At 43.1% G+C, this 13,811-nt stretch carries 15 protein-coding genes and 1 pseudogene; 15 read left to right on the forward strand and 1 reads right to left on the reverse strand.

All coding sequences use genetic code 11. The annotated features are described in order from the left end of the window. Positions 1–2: 2 nt before the first annotated feature. The 4 genes and pseudogenes from dsbD (at position 3) to GVV58_RS15775 (ending at position 3,921) form a co-directional block, all read left to right on the forward strand. The gene (dsbD, locus tag GVV58_RS12320) at positions 3–1,940 is read left to right on the forward strand and encodes a protein-disulfide reductase DsbD (protein WP_053579074.1); all 1,938 of its coding nucleotides are present in this window, start codon (positions 3–5) and stop codon (positions 1,938–1,940) included. Beyond that, on the forward strand, positions 1,937–2,785 hold the full coding sequence (locus tag GVV58_RS12325) for a TlpA disulfide reductase family protein (protein WP_016659405.1): 849 nt from the start codon (positions 1,937–1,939) through the stop codon (positions 2,783–2,785). Before dsbD ends, GVV58_RS12325 begins: the two co-directional genes overlap by 4 nt. Before the next feature lie 19 nt (positions 2,786–2,804). Continuing rightward, on the forward strand, positions 2,805–3,545 hold the full coding sequence (dsbG, locus tag GVV58_RS12330; protein ID WP_016659404.1) for a thiol:disulfide interchange protein DsbG: 741 nt from the start codon (positions 2,805–2,807) through the stop codon (positions 3,543–3,545). A gap of 64 nt (positions 3,546–3,609) precedes the next feature. Continuing rightward, a pseudogene (locus GVV58_RS15775) lies at positions 3,610–3,921 on the forward strand (DUF202 domain-containing protein). 8 nt (positions 3,922–3,929) lie between these two features. On the opposite strand, the gene GVV58_RS12340 reads toward GVV58_RS15775, so the two are convergent. Beyond that, a complete protein-coding gene (locus GVV58_RS12340; RefSeq protein ID WP_005247061.1) occupies positions 3,930–4,238 on the reverse strand; it encodes a metalloregulator ArsR/SmtB family transcription factor in 309 nt (102 codons plus the stop codon). 120 nt (positions 4,239–4,358) lie between these two features. Here GVV58_RS12340 and GVV58_RS12345 point away from each other — a divergent pair, with 120 nt between their 5' ends. The 11 genes from GVV58_RS12345 to pnuC all read left to right on the forward strand — a co-directional run bounded on the left by GVV58_RS12345 (position 4,359) and on the right by pnuC (position 13,669). After that, positions 4,359–4,775 (forward strand): YeeE/YedE thiosulfate transporter family protein, encoded by a 417-nt coding sequence (locus GVV58_RS12345; protein WP_016659403.1) that lies wholly within the window; start codon positions 4,359–4,361, stop codon positions 4,773–4,775. 1 nt (position 4,776) lies between these two features. Continuing rightward, the gene (locus tag GVV58_RS12350) at positions 4,777–5,193 is read left to right on the forward strand and encodes a DUF6691 family protein (RefSeq protein ID WP_053579073.1); all 417 of its coding nucleotides are present in this window, start codon (positions 4,777–4,779) and stop codon (positions 5,191–5,193) included. Positions 5,194–5,195: 2 nt separating this feature from the next. Continuing rightward, complete coding sequence (locus GVV58_RS12355) at positions 5,196–6,068, forward strand: MBL fold metallo-hydrolase (RefSeq protein ID WP_005093746.1); 873 nt, start codon at positions 5,196–5,198, stop codon at positions 6,066–6,068. 68 nt (positions 6,069–6,136) lie between these two features. Further along, the gene (locus tag GVV58_RS12360; RefSeq protein ID WP_074382697.1) at positions 6,137–6,919 is read left to right on the forward strand and encodes a sulfite exporter TauE/SafE family protein; all 783 of its coding nucleotides are present in this window, start codon (positions 6,137–6,139) and stop codon (positions 6,917–6,919) included. A gap of 99 nt (positions 6,920–7,018) precedes the next feature. Continuing rightward, entirely contained in the window at positions 7,019–7,414 is a 396-nt protein-coding gene (locus GVV58_RS12365; RefSeq protein ID WP_035337430.1) for a rhodanese-like domain-containing protein, read from the forward strand. A gap of 49 nt (positions 7,415–7,463) precedes the next feature. Continuing rightward, a complete protein-coding gene (locus GVV58_RS12370; protein WP_005093752.1) occupies positions 7,464–7,799 on the forward strand; it encodes a carboxymuconolactone decarboxylase family protein in 336 nt (111 codons plus the stop codon). A gap of 28 nt (positions 7,800–7,827) precedes the next feature. Next, the gene (locus tag GVV58_RS12375) at positions 7,828–8,448 is read left to right on the forward strand and encodes a class I SAM-dependent methyltransferase (RefSeq protein ID WP_100535599.1); all 621 of its coding nucleotides are present in this window, start codon (positions 7,828–7,830) and stop codon (positions 8,446–8,448) included. Between the two features lie 207 nt (positions 8,449–8,655). Continuing rightward, positions 8,656–9,345: a GntR family transcriptional regulator gene (locus GVV58_RS12380; RefSeq protein WP_005093757.1), complete on the forward strand. Its 690-nt coding sequence runs from the start codon at positions 8,656–8,658 to the stop codon at positions 9,343–9,345. 261 nt (positions 9,346–9,606) lie between these two features. After that, positions 9,607–10,800 (forward strand): phosphotransferase, encoded by a 1,194-nt coding sequence (locus GVV58_RS12385; RefSeq protein WP_005093759.1) that lies wholly within the window; start codon positions 9,607–9,609, stop codon positions 10,798–10,800. 51 nt (positions 10,801–10,851) lie between these two features. Further along, positions 10,852–13,071: a TonB-dependent siderophore receptor gene (locus GVV58_RS12390; RefSeq protein WP_103800504.1), complete on the forward strand. Its 2,220-nt coding sequence runs from the start codon at positions 10,852–10,854 to the stop codon at positions 13,069–13,071. A gap of 28 nt (positions 13,072–13,099) precedes the next feature. Continuing rightward, positions 13,100–13,669 carry a nicotinamide riboside transporter PnuC gene (pnuC, locus tag GVV58_RS12395; RefSeq protein ID WP_103800505.1) on the forward strand — a complete coding sequence of 190 codons (570 nt, stop codon included), beginning with the start codon at positions 13,100–13,102 and terminating at the stop codon, positions 13,667–13,669. The last annotated feature ends 142 nt before the right edge of the window (positions 13,670–13,811 follow it).

The following is a 13,811-nucleotide window of genomic DNA, read 5'->3' on the forward strand; positions in this document are numbered from 1 at the left end:
GGATGTTGAAGTGGATATTGGGTGCCGTGATCGGCGGTGGAATCATGACGGGAACTGCACATGCAGACTTTTTACCACCGGATCAGGCTTTTCAGTTTCAGGTGGTTTCTACAAGTCAGGATCAGGCAGAGCTTAGCTGGAAAATCGCAGAGGGTTATTATCTGTATCATGACCAGCTTAAAGTGTCTCATCAGCAGACCCCAGTCAAGTTGGCATTGCCCAAACCTGAAGACAAAGATGATCCCAATTTCGGTTTGACTCAGGTGCATTATGGGCAAGTCAAAACCAATATGAATGTCCAGCCCAACCAGCAGTTTGCGGTGCAGTGGCAGGGCTGTGCAGAAAGCGGTTTATGTTATCCGGTGCAACGCACCACAGTAAAAACTGATGCAGATGGTTTATTTCCAGCGCAAAACTTGAGCAAGCCTCAAAAGCTGCTGGCCAGCACTACACAGCCAGAAGCAAACGAAAAGATTTTGACTACTCAGAAAGATGAGCTCCAAGCTATAGGGCAAACTCAAAGTACAGATCAAGCACTGGCTGAAGAAAAGGTGGAGAAAGTGCAAGTCGCTGCAGTTTCCGACCCTGTCGTGCAGCCTGAGGTGGAATTAACAGAGAAAAACGACCAGCTTATTACAGACCCTAAAAATCAAACTTCATCAGCAGGCATGAATGACCAGTGGAACAATGACCAGTATTTTTTAAGTTTGCTGTCGAAACAAGGTCTGTTGATTAATGCTCTGATTTTTCTCGGGCTTGGCATTCTGCTGGCATTTTTACCGTGTTCTTTACCTTTAATTCCAATTTTAACGGGAATTCTGGTTCAGCAGCACCGGGGCTACCGTGCTGCACTGATTGCGCTGGTCTTTGTTTTGGGTATGGCACTGGTCTATGCGGTCATAGGACTTGCTGTGGCACAGCTCGGTTACAGTTTTCAGCGCTGGTTTCAAAGTCCGATATTCATCAGTATTTTCAGCATTCTGTTTGTTTTGTTCGCGCTTAATCTGTTCGGAGCATTTCAGCTGTCCTTACCTCAAGGCATGTTACAGCGGCTGGATCAATGGCAGCAAAAGCAGAAGGGTGGCACGCTGATTGGTGCTGGTCTCATGGGCATGATCGCGGCACTGATTGTCGGGCCATGTATGAGTGCACCGTTGGCCGGTGCCTTAATCTATGTGTCTCAGCTTAATCAACCGATTTTGGGTGCCAGCTATCTGTTTGTCTTAGGCCTTGGGCTGGGCTTGCCACTATTTATCGCAGCTGTATTTGGGTCCCATCTTTTACCCAAACCTGGCATCTGGATGGATCGCCTGAAGTTTAGTTTTGGCTTTGTCATGCTGGCCCTGGCCTTGTATTTTGCCCGCCCCCTATTGCCCGGCATTTTATACCTGAGCCTTTTGGGTGTAGTACTGATCACCTGTTCAGGCTACTTCTTGTTCAAGATGCTGCCCCATGTGCATCGGTCTGTATCGAAAATAGTCCTGATGCTGCTCAGTGGTTTACTGGTCTTTGCAGGAGGCATGCAGCTCTATCATGTCTGGAGTCAGGTACAGGTCGCCCATGTGGAATCACGGCTTGAATGGCAGAAGGTCAGTACAGCCGCAGAATTGCAACAGGTTTTAGCCAAACATCCTGCACAGCCAGTGGTAATTGATGTGTATGCGGACTGGTGTGTGGCCTGTCAACCGATTGAAAAGGAAGTGATTCCACGTAGTGATGTCCAGACGGCTTTACAAAATGTGGTTCGTATCAAATTAGACCTGACCCACTATCATCCAAGTCAGGATGAGCTGCTAAAAGAATGGCAAATCCTCGGTCCACCCACCTTTATATTTTTAAATGCAGCGCATCAGGAGCAGCGTGAGTTGCGCTTGACCGGAAGCTTTAGTGCGGCACATTTACTAGGCACATTGCAGCAACTACAAGGGGAGCAACTATGATGATTTCCAGTGATGCGCTGCATCTGGGACCTTTGATGTTGCCCTGGACACTCATGATTGTTGCCACTGGCTTGATGCTGTTATCTGCCGTCCTGTTTGGATTAGCCAGAAAGTATTCATGGTCTAAACAGCTGCTTGGACAAAGTCAGGATTTGCTCTGGAGCAGTTTTCTGCTAGGGATGCTGGGTGCACGTCTTGTTTTCGTTCTACTCAATGCCGAGCTGTATTTTGTAGCCCCCATCGACATACTGAAAATCCAGGACAAAGGTTTTCATTTATGGGGCGGGGTGCTGATAGGTACTTTATGGTATGTCATTCGCAACAGACAGTTGCAGACCCGATTCAAAGCCATCTTGCTGATCATCTTTGTACTCTGGGTCGGGCTTGGGCTCGCGTTCAAATCCAGTCTAAAAACTGAAGCAGCGTTTCCTGATCTAGCCTTTGCTGGACTAGAACAGGAACGTCTGGGTACAGATAAGATTCCACTCAGCCAATTCATTGGCCAGCCCACGGTAATTAATTTGTGGGCGAGCTGGTGTCCGCCGTGTCATCGCGAAATGCCGGTATTGGCCAAAGCAGCCAAGCAGCATCCTCAAGTGAATTTTGTCATGCTGAATCAGGGTGAGGAGGTAGCCACCGTAAATGCCTATTTAAGAAAACATCAGTTTCAATTTAAACATGTCCTGCTGGACCCATATGGTGAACTGCCACAGCAGCTGAATAGTTTTGGCCTGCCAACGACGCTGTTTTTTAATGCTCAAGGCCAGCTGGTCGAGCGGCATATGGGGGAACTCAGTCCGGCCATGTTGCAGCAATATTTAAACAGAATTTCAGATCAACCTTAAAAAAACGGAAGGACTTAGTATGAACAGAATTTACCGGGTACTGGGTGCAGGCATGTTCCTGATCATGAGCATGCACACGCAGGCGAATATTAAACAGAATATTGAAAAACAGGGTTTTGTGTTTGTAAAACAGATTCCGGCACCGCAAGGAATGACCGGTTGGGTGGGGCATGAAGACCAGTACTCCAATACAGTATTTATCTCCAACGATGACAAATATTATATCAAGGGCGAACTGTTTGATGCGCAAGGGAAAAGCCTGTCCAATGAGCAGATTGAAAAGCATATGAAAAAAGCGGTATTGGATGATGTCTGGAAAACCCTGGAAAAATCGACCTGGATTCAGGATGGCAAGCCGGATGCACCACGAGTGGTTTATGTCTTTTCCGATCCGAATTGTCCATATTGCTATAAATTCTGGCAGGCGGCTCGGCCTTGGGTCGAATCAGGCAAGGTACAGCTGCGTCATATTCAGGTCGGTGTGATCCGTGAAGAAAGCCGTGGTCAGGTGGCAACATTGTTAATGTCGAAAAATCCAGCAGCAGTTTTTAATGATATAAACAAGAATAAAGGCAAAAAGCAGCTCAAGAAAATGGCAAAGATTCCTGCAGAAATTGCTGCAAAAATTGATGCCAACCAGGCCCTAATGGGGAAATACGGCTTTTTCTCCACACCGTCGATGGCCTGGAAAAATAACCAGGGTGAATTTAAATCTACTCAAGGCCTGGCGATGGACGTCAAAGAAATTTTTGAACAATAAGATCGGATGAGATATGTCCACTTTGGATCATCCACGGGTATTGTTTGCTTTGGAATGAACCGCTCTGGCAGGGAACCGGAATGGTCTGACATGAATTGCATTTGGTTTTGTGATTGAAAAATCCAACCGGCTATTGTAATTAGTCGATCATGAACGTTATGCATAAAAAATAGCCTATGCACAGTGGATGGGGATTGCGGTGATTGTGTTTTGCATGTTGGTGAATATCGCCTCAATCCTGCAATATCGAGGGGGATGGACATCACTGGGACCGCCGGAATTTATTGAAGGTTATTATACCCAGCATCCTGTATGGCTAAACCTGTTTACTGCTTTTAGCGGGCTGCTTCTGATCATTTCTTTTTGGTTGCATTAAGAGGAGGGCTAGGCGCAATACAGCTCGTACAGCTTTTGCATCAGGCTCAAGACCTTGGGATCACTCAGACGATAGAAAATCTGCTTGCCCTCACGTCGGGTGCCAACCATGTTGGCCTTACGCAATACAGTCAGCTGTTGTGAAAGTGTAGGTTGATGAATGTCAGTAGATTCTTCAATTTCCTGAACATTCATTTCCCCATCGACCAGGACACATAAGATTTTCAGACGATCAGGATTGGCCAAAACTTTTAGGCATTGGCTGACGAAATCGACTTGAGAAAAATCAATTTTGGCATTTTCAGCAATCATATCCATAAATGTCCTCACAACTTTTGATGTAGCCCGTGCAGTTTACATAATTTACCATAAAACTGCTTGATTAATATTTTTTATTATATAATATAAAAAAGTATATTGTATAGGGATTAATTCATCATGCATGACTTCCTCATCGCATTTATTGGCGGCTTAATGCTCGGGCTTTCCGTAGTTGGTTATCTTTACGTCAATGGCCGTATTGCAGGAATCAGTGGTTTGATTGGGCAAGTATTAAACTCAAAAACCATGTTTAAAACGCCTGCAATCTGGTTTTTATTAGGCTTGATCCTCACACCGTTTATTTATGGTCTGTTTGTACAACCTGAAATCGAATTGAATGCCAGCCCACTGATGATGATTGTGGCAGGTCTGCTAGTGGGCTTTGGGACACGCTTAGGTTCGGGCTGTACCAGTGGTCACGGAATTTGTGGCATCAGTCGCCTGTCTAAGCGTTCTATCATCGCGACCATGACTTTCATGTTTGCAGGTTTTGTCGCTGTTTATATTATCCGTCATATCACAGGAGCATTCTAAAATGAAAAATGTGTTTGCCTTTTTATTTGGTGCGCTGTTCTCTGTGGGATTGATGGTATCAGGCATGTCCAATCCGGAAAAAGTACTCGATTTCCTGGATCTGTTTGGCGATTGGGATGCCAGTCTGGCCTTTGTCATGATGGGCGCGATTGCGGTGGCCTTTATTCCCTTCCAGAAAGCATTACGTACGGCGCAACCGAAAACAGTATTTAATGACCCTATTGATTTACCTAAAAATAATCAGATAGATAAAAAACTGATCACAGGTGCGGTTTTATTTGGTGCAGGTTGGGGCATTGCCGGCATCTGTCCGGCGCCAAGTTTCACCTTGATCGGTTTGGGCCACTATCAAGTGCTCTATTTTATTGTAGCAATGCTGGTGGGTGTATGGATTCACCGTAAATGGTCAGGAGCTTAACGATGTCAAACTTACCTATAGTAAAAGATTTTTTTCACGAAGATACCAATACCTTCAGTTATGTTGTACGTGATCCTGCAACCAAAGCCTGCGCCATTATTGATAGCGTTCTGGATTACGATCCGGCATCAGCAAGTACCTCAACTATTCATGCCGATAAAATTATTGCCTATATTAAAGAGCAGGGTTTAACGGTCGAGTGGATTCTGGAAACCCATGTCCATGCTGATCATCTGACTGCAGCGCAATACCTCAAAGCTGAGTTAGGTGGCAAGATTGCCATGAGCCAGAAAATTGGTATTGTTCAGCAAACTTTTGGCGCGATTTATCATCTGGATATTAAACAATGGAATGCCCAGCAGCTCTTTGATTATTTATTTGAAGATCATGAGTCGTTCCAAATCGGAACATTGAAAGCCTATAACATTCCAACACCGGGACATACGCCTGCTTGCCTGAGTTATGTGATTGGTGATGCGGTTTTTGTGGGTGATACCCTGTTTATGCCAGATTATGGTACAGCACGTTGTGACTTTCCGCGGGGCAGTGCAGAACAGCTTTATGATTCGGTACAAAGCCTGTTTCAGTTGCCAGAAGATACCCGGGTCTTTTTATGTCATGACTATTTGCCTGAAACACGTGAATCCTATGTGTGTGAATCTGATATACAGACACAAAAGACACAGAATATTCATATTCATCAGGGAATCAGTAAAGCTGAATTTGCTCAGATGCGCAACCAGCGGGATTCAGGACTGAGTATGCCTAAACTGATTCTACCGGCGATTCAGATCAATATGAAAGCAGGGCAGTTTCCTGAGCCAGAACCAAATGGTGTTTCTTACCTCAAGCTTCCTCTTAACTACTTCAAATAAGCTTGTGTCGTGATTCAACAAAAAGTTCAACCTTTATTGAATCATTTTTGTGGATAAGGGAGAGGGCGATGTGGGCATTAATACTGGAAGGATTGGCGATTGGTGGCTTGCTGGGTCTAACCGGTGCTGGTGGCGGCATTCTGGCTGTACCGGCACTGATGGCGAGTCAGGGTTGGACGGTAGCTCAGGCTGCGCCGGTGGGCTTGCTGGCAGTCACGCTGTCGGCCTTGGTTGGAACGTTCGAAGGTTTATTCAAGCGTATTGTACGTTATCGCGCTGCGCTCTGGATCGCGCTGATCAGTATTCCTTCAGCCCGTTATGGCGTGCATCTGGCTGATATCGTTTCTCCAGTCTGGCTGACGCTGGCTTTCAGTCTGGTCATGCTGATTGTTGCTTACCGGATCTTCTTTAATAAAGTCCATGATCATGGTAATGCACCGTGCAAGGTCAATCAAACGACCGGTCGTCTGATCTGGAATGTGAAAACGGCCTCCTTTCTGGCTGGTATTGGTGTAGTGGCAGGTTTATTAACGGGTCTGCTTGGCGTTGGGGGTGGTTTTGTTATTGTTCCAGCCCTGCGTAAATTCACCGATCTCGATATGCGCAGCATCGTGGCGACCTCTCTCATGATTATTTTCCTGATTGGTGGGGTCAGCATTTCTGCACACGTACTGGAGGGCTTTCAATATCCTGTTTCGGTCACACTGGCCTTTGTCCTGGCCTGTATTGTCGGGATGTTCATTGGACGCAGTCTGATGCATCGGATTGACAGTAACAAGGTACAGAAAATATTTGCCACAACCGTGGTTGGGGTAGCTATGTATTTAATCTATTCAGCGCTCATGGGCTAAAACAGACGATTAAGTACCTAAACTAAAGCGCTTTAATCTCCCTGAGCATCGTTTATGCAATGTGAATATCGTTTTAATGGCCGAGGAAGAATGAAAATGATGAAAACTGCAGAGCAATTGATCCGGAATGCAAAAAGCCGGATTCAGGAAGTCAGCGTAAATGAATTGTTTGAGGCGATGCAAAACCATAAAACCATACTGATTGATGTTCGGGAACCAGATGAATTCCAAGCAGCAGCGATAGACCGGGCGGTGAATTATCCACGTGGTATTTTGGAAATGCGAATTCACCAGCATCCCTTAGCCAGTCATCATTGTGATACCCAGCAGGCACTGGAACATCTTAAAGATCAGCCGATTTATTTGATTTGTGGTACGGGTGGACGTTCAGCACTGGCAACCGATACCTTACAGAATATGGGTTTTACCCAGGTCAAGTCGGTTCAGGGTGGTTACCAGGCCTGGCTGGAACAGGGCTATCCGGTAGAAAAATAAGCTATTGAATATATAAATGAATGCTGATTTCTTTATTTGAGGTGAAGCAATGAAATACAAAGAATTAACCCAGAACATTTCGGGCAGTTTAAGAACTTTAAGTCAGGATTCGCCTGATTTAATGAAAAGTTTTAACCAATTGTCACAGACTGCTATGCGTGATGGCGTGATTGATCCGAAAACCAAGGAGTTAATTGCCTTGGCGATTGGTGTGGCGGCACGTTGTGATGGTTGTATCGGTTTTCATGTTCGAACCTTAGTCAAAATGGGCATGACCCTACGGGAACTGGAAGAAGTTTTAGGCGTTGCCGTCTATATGGGTGGAGGACCTTCATTGATGTATGCCGCAAATGCCCTAGAGGCATTTAAAGAGTTTTCCAGCTGATTGAATCGTTTAGTAAATGGAGGCTGAAATGAGTCAGCACTGGAATGAATTGTATGCCCGGACGCAAGATCTGTATGGCACAGCAGCAAATCTTTTCATTCAGCAAATTTCGGACAAAATCCGAATAGAGGGTAAAACACTGGCAATTGCTGAAGGTGAAGGACGGAATATCTTATACCTGGCTGAGCGGGCAAGACAGCAGGGTTACCCTTTTTCAGCGGAAGTCTGGGATTATTCTGATGTTGCTTTGACGCATCTGTCCAGCAAGGCTGAAGCCCAAGGGATAAAAGTTGAACTTAAACATGTTGATTTAACAGTAGCTCAATGGCCATCGGAGTTTTATCAAAATGTGATCTGTGTATTTGGTCATTTCGATATAGAAACACAAAAACAGGTTTTAGAAGGCATAAGAAAATCCTTGCTCAACGGTGGATGGTTTATTGGTGAGCTATATTCAAAGGAACAGATCGACTATAAAACCGGTGGTCCTTCAAATGTCGAATATTTATACGATCCTCGTTACATTCTAGAAGTCTTCGGACAGGACCACATCCATCACTTTTATGTCGGGGAGCAAGAAAGGCAGGAGGGAAAATTACATTGTGGTAAATGCCATGTTATTCAATTTGCGATACAAGTGAGGAAGTAGAGCATAAGTGAATTTAATACATTTTGCTGACGATAAGGTCCTGCATTCTCATCATCAATATTTTTAGGGGGGATTACCATTACCGTAAAAATTCTCATTAAGACTAGGGAATGTATCTTTTTACTGATCTGTACCTTTTTTAATTTTCCTCTGTTCTTTAATTTAGTACCATCAATATAACTTACGCTGACGAGCTGGATTCACTGAATGAAGTATATGGAAATCAGAGATTTGATTGAGGCTGAATTGAAAAAATACAGTTCTAATCAAATGATTCCATCGGAACGTTACTTGGCATTAAAGTTTAACTGTTCAAGGGAAACAGTGCGTAAGGCTTATGAACAGCTTCGTGCCGAAGATAAAATTTACAAACGGCAAAATCTCGGCTGGTTTGTGAGTAATAAAAAAATTCAATACTATCCAAACTCAATTGAAAATTTTCGTTCTTATATGAAGGCACAGGGTTTTAATGCCAGAACAGAACTGATCTCGACCAGACAGCTGGAGCGATTTGATCACAGTGATGTTTTTAGTGAAGCAACGAGAAGACTCGGCTTTATTGAAATTATCCGTTTACGTTATGCTGATGATGTCCCGGTACTCCTTGAATACAATTATCTGCCTGTTGCGCTATTTCCAGATGTGCTGAATTATGACGTGATTACTTCGGTCCAAGATGTCATTAAAAATCACTTTGATTATGATTATACGAGTAGTCAGTTAAAAATTAAAAATACCGGTGTCTCTCATTTTGAGAGCCAATATTTAGGAATTCCTATAAGCCAAACAGCAACTTACATTGAACGTATTTCAAAATCAAACGATCTGGTGATTGAATATGACATCGAAATCTGGTCTCAGGACAAAATTGAAATGACCCTAGATATTCACGCATAAGCTTATATTTATCTCCAATCCATTCAAATCCTAAAAACTTCTGTGTTTTTAGGATTTTTTATTTTTAAAATAATTTTAATTATTAAGCATTCTATTTTTATATTTAAAAGGCTAAACTTTCCTCCAATTTAATACTGGTATGTACCACTTAATTTTGGGACAAACCTTAAATATTAAATGTATTTGAAAATACTGTGTAGATGTTTGCTTAAATGATGACTCTCCATTACCACATGATGATCTGGCTCAGGGATATTGATAATGACCACAATGACTGATGATTTAGGTCATGGTATGGGCAATGCCTGGGAAAATAAAGACTGGGCACATATTTCTGATCCAGAATTACAAAGCCTGCAGCAGCAGTATTCCTGTTTACAAGGTCATATTCAGATTTTGTGGTGTAGTCCACGGCCATTTTCATCTGCAGTATTGGTTAAAGTAGAGCAGGATCTTGTGAGCAGGGATGAAATAGTCGCGCATCAGTATTTGATTAAGCGCAGCCATTGTTCCTTTCGTCGTGCCCGCGATATTTTACAGGAGCATGCCGTTCTTCAGCATTTAGCTAGCAAAGAAATTCCTGTTGCAGCATTGATTAGCTCAAATCAAGGTCTGACCGCTTTAGAGCTAGGTGACTGGACCTATGAAGTCTATGCAAAAGCAGCCGGCTTAGATCTGTATGCAGATCAGCAATCCTGGAAACCTTTTTTCTATGCTGAACATGCTGCGAAAGCGGGGCAATTACTGGCAAGCTTACATATGGCCATGCAGGATTTTCCTGAGCGGCAAGGCCGATCAGCATCTTATTTATTGTCCAATCAGCAGCTTTTAAACAGTGAAAATATCGTTACAGCCATTCAACGGCGCATTGTAAACAGTCCAGAATTAAGCCGTTACTGTGCCGACAAAAATTTAGATCCTTACTTTTTAGATCAAATCTTACAGGTTCACCAGCGTATTCAGCCTGTATTGCAACAGGCAAGCAGAATTTGGACCCATAACGATTTACACGCTTCTAATCTATTTTGGTCAGCACCGGATGCCAAAGCGGAGATTACTGCCGTAATTGATTTTGGTTTATCTGACCGAAATTCGGCACTTTATGATCTGGCTGTGACGATTGAACGTAATTTCATTGATTGGTTGGAATTAAAGCAGAACCCACATATTCCGATTGATGAAGCCGGTTTAACCGCTTTTCTCCATGCTTATTTTTCCGAGATACATCCACAAGAAGATTTTAGTATTTTGCCAGAACTGCTGAAAATCGTGCATCTGGATTTCGCTTTTTCAGAGCTGGAGTATTTTGTGGGCATTACCCACAACCTCAACCATGCAGATGCGGCTTATTACGACTGGATTATCGGTCATGTGGACTGGTTCTTTGGCGAACAAGGCCAACAATTTACCCAGACTTTAACCCGGCTCATTCAACACGAATTGCACTCTTCTTAGTTGCTCTCTAAACCCGGCATCATCACCCACTTCAAATACATAAGGTTTCGTATGAACAATCGTCAACTCAAACAGAATGTATTAACCCGATCTTTAAATATGATCATTCTGTCGCAGCTTTGTTTAGCCCCGCTGACTTATGCTGAAGACGATGTTCAACAGCTTGACACGATTGTCATTACAGCCGATCAAAGCATCCCTTACTCGAGTGCCAAAGTGAATGTCGAGGGATTTGCTACGGACAGTCTGCAAAAAATACCTGCATCGGTCTCTATCGTGACTGCCGATCTCATTGCTGAACAACATGCTCGCGTGCTGAGCGATGTGGTAAAAAATGATGCAGCCATCGGTGATGGCTATGCTGCAATTGGCTATTATCCAAACTTTGTCTCGCGTGGCTTTGAACTCGATTTGGCATCAAGCTACCTCATTAATGGCAATGTGATTCGTGGTGAACAAAACGTTGCACTTGAAAACAAAGAACGTGTGGAAATTTTAAAAGGCATTTCCGCGATTCAAAGTGGTATGTCGACCCCGGGTGGTGTGGTCAATTATGTCACCAAGCGACCCAAAGATATCCAGGCCCTGACATTCTCTGCCGATCAACACGGCCAGTTTTCAGTGGCAACTGATCTCGGTGGTTTTTTGGGTGATGAGCAGCAATTCGGATATCGCATCAATCTGGTGAATGAGCAGATTGAGTCTTATGTCGATCACGTGGATGGTGAGCGCTATTTAGCGGCATTGGCCTTAGACTGGAAAACATCTGAGCAATCTAAATTGGAATTTGATCTTGAAGCACAGCGTTCCGAACAAAAATCAGTGCCAGGCTATCAATTACTGGATGGCAAAGTCCCAGAAAATGTGAAATGGGATCGATTGCTTGGTTACCAGACTTGGGGTAAACCGGTCACGATCGATAGTCTGAATACTGGTTTAAAATATAGTTATGCCTTGAATGATGACTGGAACTTGGGACTTGTTGCAGCGCACAGTAAATCCAAGGTTGATGATTATTCAACATTTGCTTGGGGATGCTATGCCACGGTATGTGAATATAATGGCTTAGGCAACACCTTTGACGCTAATGGCAATTATGATATTTATGATTATCGCAACCCAGATGACACCTTTAAGACCAATCAATTTAAAGTCAAATTGGATGGGGTGATTGATACCAACTGGGCACAACATTATCTAAATTTTGATATTACGCAAACCAATAAATCTCGTGATCGATATCCTGGATTAAATAGAAACATATATACACATTTATACGAGAACCCAGAGGACATAGATATTGCAGGTAATATTTATGAGGATCCACTACAAGTAGAACAACAATTAGGTGATGTCGGTCCCTATTTTAAAGCTTTAGATAGTGAACAGACTGCTTTTACGGTTTTAGATCGTATTGAGTGGAATGAGAAATGGTCTACTTTGATTGGTGGAAAATGGATCGAGCTTGATGAACAAGCACATGCTTATGATGCAGAGGGTAAGCAGGTAATAAAAGTTCGTGATACGGATTTAGGCAAATTTTTACCACAGTTTGCAGTGAGTTATAGCCCGGTAGAGTCAACAACTCTGTATGCCTCTTATGCCAAAGGTTTGTCAGATGGAAAGACAGCGCCTTGGTTTGCAGAGAATGCTGCTGAAACTCTAGCGCCGATCTATTCAGAGCAATATGAAATTGGCCTAAAACAACAGATCAAGCAGTTTTTATTGACTGCCTCGCTATTTGATTTACACCAAGACAACCAATATAGCAAGCCGATTTCAGGACTTCGCTATTTTGTTGCGGAAGGCGAACAACATAGTCAGGGTCTGGAGCTCGGACTGAATGGTGCATTAACCGATCATCTGGCCTTAACTTCATCTTTAGCCTTGACTAAAGCCCGTTTAGAAAATGTAGAAGCGGTTGAATATGGCAATCATCAGGCGCAAAACGTGCCAAAAGTTCGTTTCGCAACACATCTTCGCTATAACGTACCGAGCATTGCAGGTTTCACTGTTCTGGCAGGTGGTCAATACAGTTCCAGCAAATATGCTAACAAAGAGGGTGCTGCGAAAGTCGCAGGTTATAGTGTGGTTGATTTAGGCGCTGCTTATCAATTTAAGCTAAATACGACCGATGCATTGCTACGCTTGAATATTAATAATCTGTTCAACAAGAAATACTGGCGTGATGCAGGTGAATTTTTGGGTGACGATTATTTATTCTTGGGTTCGCCGCGTACAGCAACCTTGTCATTCAATCTGAACTTCTAAATTGGCTGCTTAATCAGGTTATATTGCTATGGAAAATATAGAAATTGCAGCGTTCATTTTAAATGTTTTAGGTGTCTGGTTGACGTCTAAACAATATAAAGCCTGCTGGGTAGTGAATATTGTCGCTGTATTTCTGTATATCATTATTTTTTATCGTGTCAATTTATTTGCAGACGCAGCATTACAAGCCGTATTTATCTTGATGCAACTCTATGGCTGGTATAGCTGGTCGAAGAAAGATCAAGACCAGGATCTGACTGTACAGATTGGCTATTTGAATAAAAAAATCTGGGTATATAGCCTGATTGTGGGTATTGTCGCTGGTCTGGTGATTGGTGCCTTATTTGCTCATTTTACCGCAGCGTCACTACCTTGGTTGGACTCCATGTTAGCCTCTTTTAGCTTGGTGGCAAGTTATTGGGCGGCAAAAAAATATATTGAAAGCTGGGGCTTGTGGTGTGTTCTAGATGTGATTTATGTCGGTATGTACACCCATAAATCATTGTATTTAACAGCCGTACTCTATTTTCTCTTTATTCTTCTTGCACTGAATGGCTGGAGAATGTGGCGAAATCTTTATAGAGTGAAATTATCTTGAAATGACACTATTGCAAATAGAAATTTGAGGTGATGCTCTTTCCTTTAAAAAAAGTGTTTATAGACTAGGGTGTGTCCTCATTTGGCTTTGCACCAAATAAATATACAGGCTATACGAATCATAGATTTATAATTGCGTGCCA

The organism is Acinetobacter sp. 18QD2AZ41W, assembly GCF_009829025.1.
Lineage (GTDB): Bacteria > Pseudomonadota > Gammaproteobacteria > Pseudomonadales > Moraxellaceae > Acinetobacter > Acinetobacter pseudolwoffii.

What these genes read in the sequence shown, in the direction of transcription:
- dsbD (WP_053579074.1), top strand. Translation starts at nt 3, where the DNA reads ATGTTGAAGTGGATATTGGGTGCCGTGATCGGCGGTGGAATCATGACG.
- GVV58_RS12325 (WP_016659405.1), top strand. Translation starts at nt 1,937, where the DNA reads ATGATGATTTCCAGTGATGCGCTGCATCTGGGACCTTTGATGTTGCCC.
- dsbG (WP_016659404.1), top strand. Translation starts at nt 2,805, where the DNA reads ATGAACAGAATTTACCGGGTACTGGGTGCAGGCATGTTCCTGATCATG.
- GVV58_RS12340 (WP_005247061.1), bottom strand. Translation starts at nt 4,238, where the DNA reads ATGGATATGATTGCTGAAAATGCCAAAATTGATTTTTCTCAAGTCGAT.
- GVV58_RS12345 (WP_016659403.1), top strand. Translation starts at nt 4,359, where the DNA reads ATGCATGACTTCCTCATCGCATTTATTGGCGGCTTAATGCTCGGGCTT.
- GVV58_RS12350 (WP_053579073.1), top strand. Translation starts at nt 4,777, where the DNA reads ATGAAAAATGTGTTTGCCTTTTTATTTGGTGCGCTGTTCTCTGTGGGA.
- GVV58_RS12355 (WP_005093746.1), top strand. Translation starts at nt 5,196, where the DNA reads ATGTCAAACTTACCTATAGTAAAAGATTTTTTTCACGAAGATACCAAT.
- GVV58_RS12360 (WP_074382697.1), top strand. Translation starts at nt 6,137, where the DNA reads ATGTGGGCATTAATACTGGAAGGATTGGCGATTGGTGGCTTGCTGGGT.
- GVV58_RS12365 (WP_035337430.1), top strand. Translation starts at nt 7,019, where the DNA reads ATGAAAACTGCAGAGCAATTGATCCGGAATGCAAAAAGCCGGATTCAG.
- GVV58_RS12370 (WP_005093752.1), top strand. Translation starts at nt 7,464, where the DNA reads ATGAAATACAAAGAATTAACCCAGAACATTTCGGGCAGTTTAAGAACT.
- GVV58_RS12375 (WP_100535599.1), top strand. Translation starts at nt 7,828, where the DNA reads ATGAGTCAGCACTGGAATGAATTGTATGCCCGGACGCAAGATCTGTAT.
- GVV58_RS12380 (WP_005093757.1), top strand. Translation starts at nt 8,656, where the DNA reads ATGAAGTATATGGAAATCAGAGATTTGATTGAGGCTGAATTGAAAAAA.
- GVV58_RS12385 (WP_005093759.1), top strand. Translation starts at nt 9,607, where the DNA reads ATGACCACAATGACTGATGATTTAGGTCATGGTATGGGCAATGCCTGG.
- GVV58_RS12390 (WP_103800504.1), top strand. Translation starts at nt 10,852, where the DNA reads ATGAACAATCGTCAACTCAAACAGAATGTATTAACCCGATCTTTAAAT.
- pnuC (WP_103800505.1), top strand. Translation starts at nt 13,100, where the DNA reads ATGGAAAATATAGAAATTGCAGCGTTCATTTTAAATGTTTTAGGTGTC.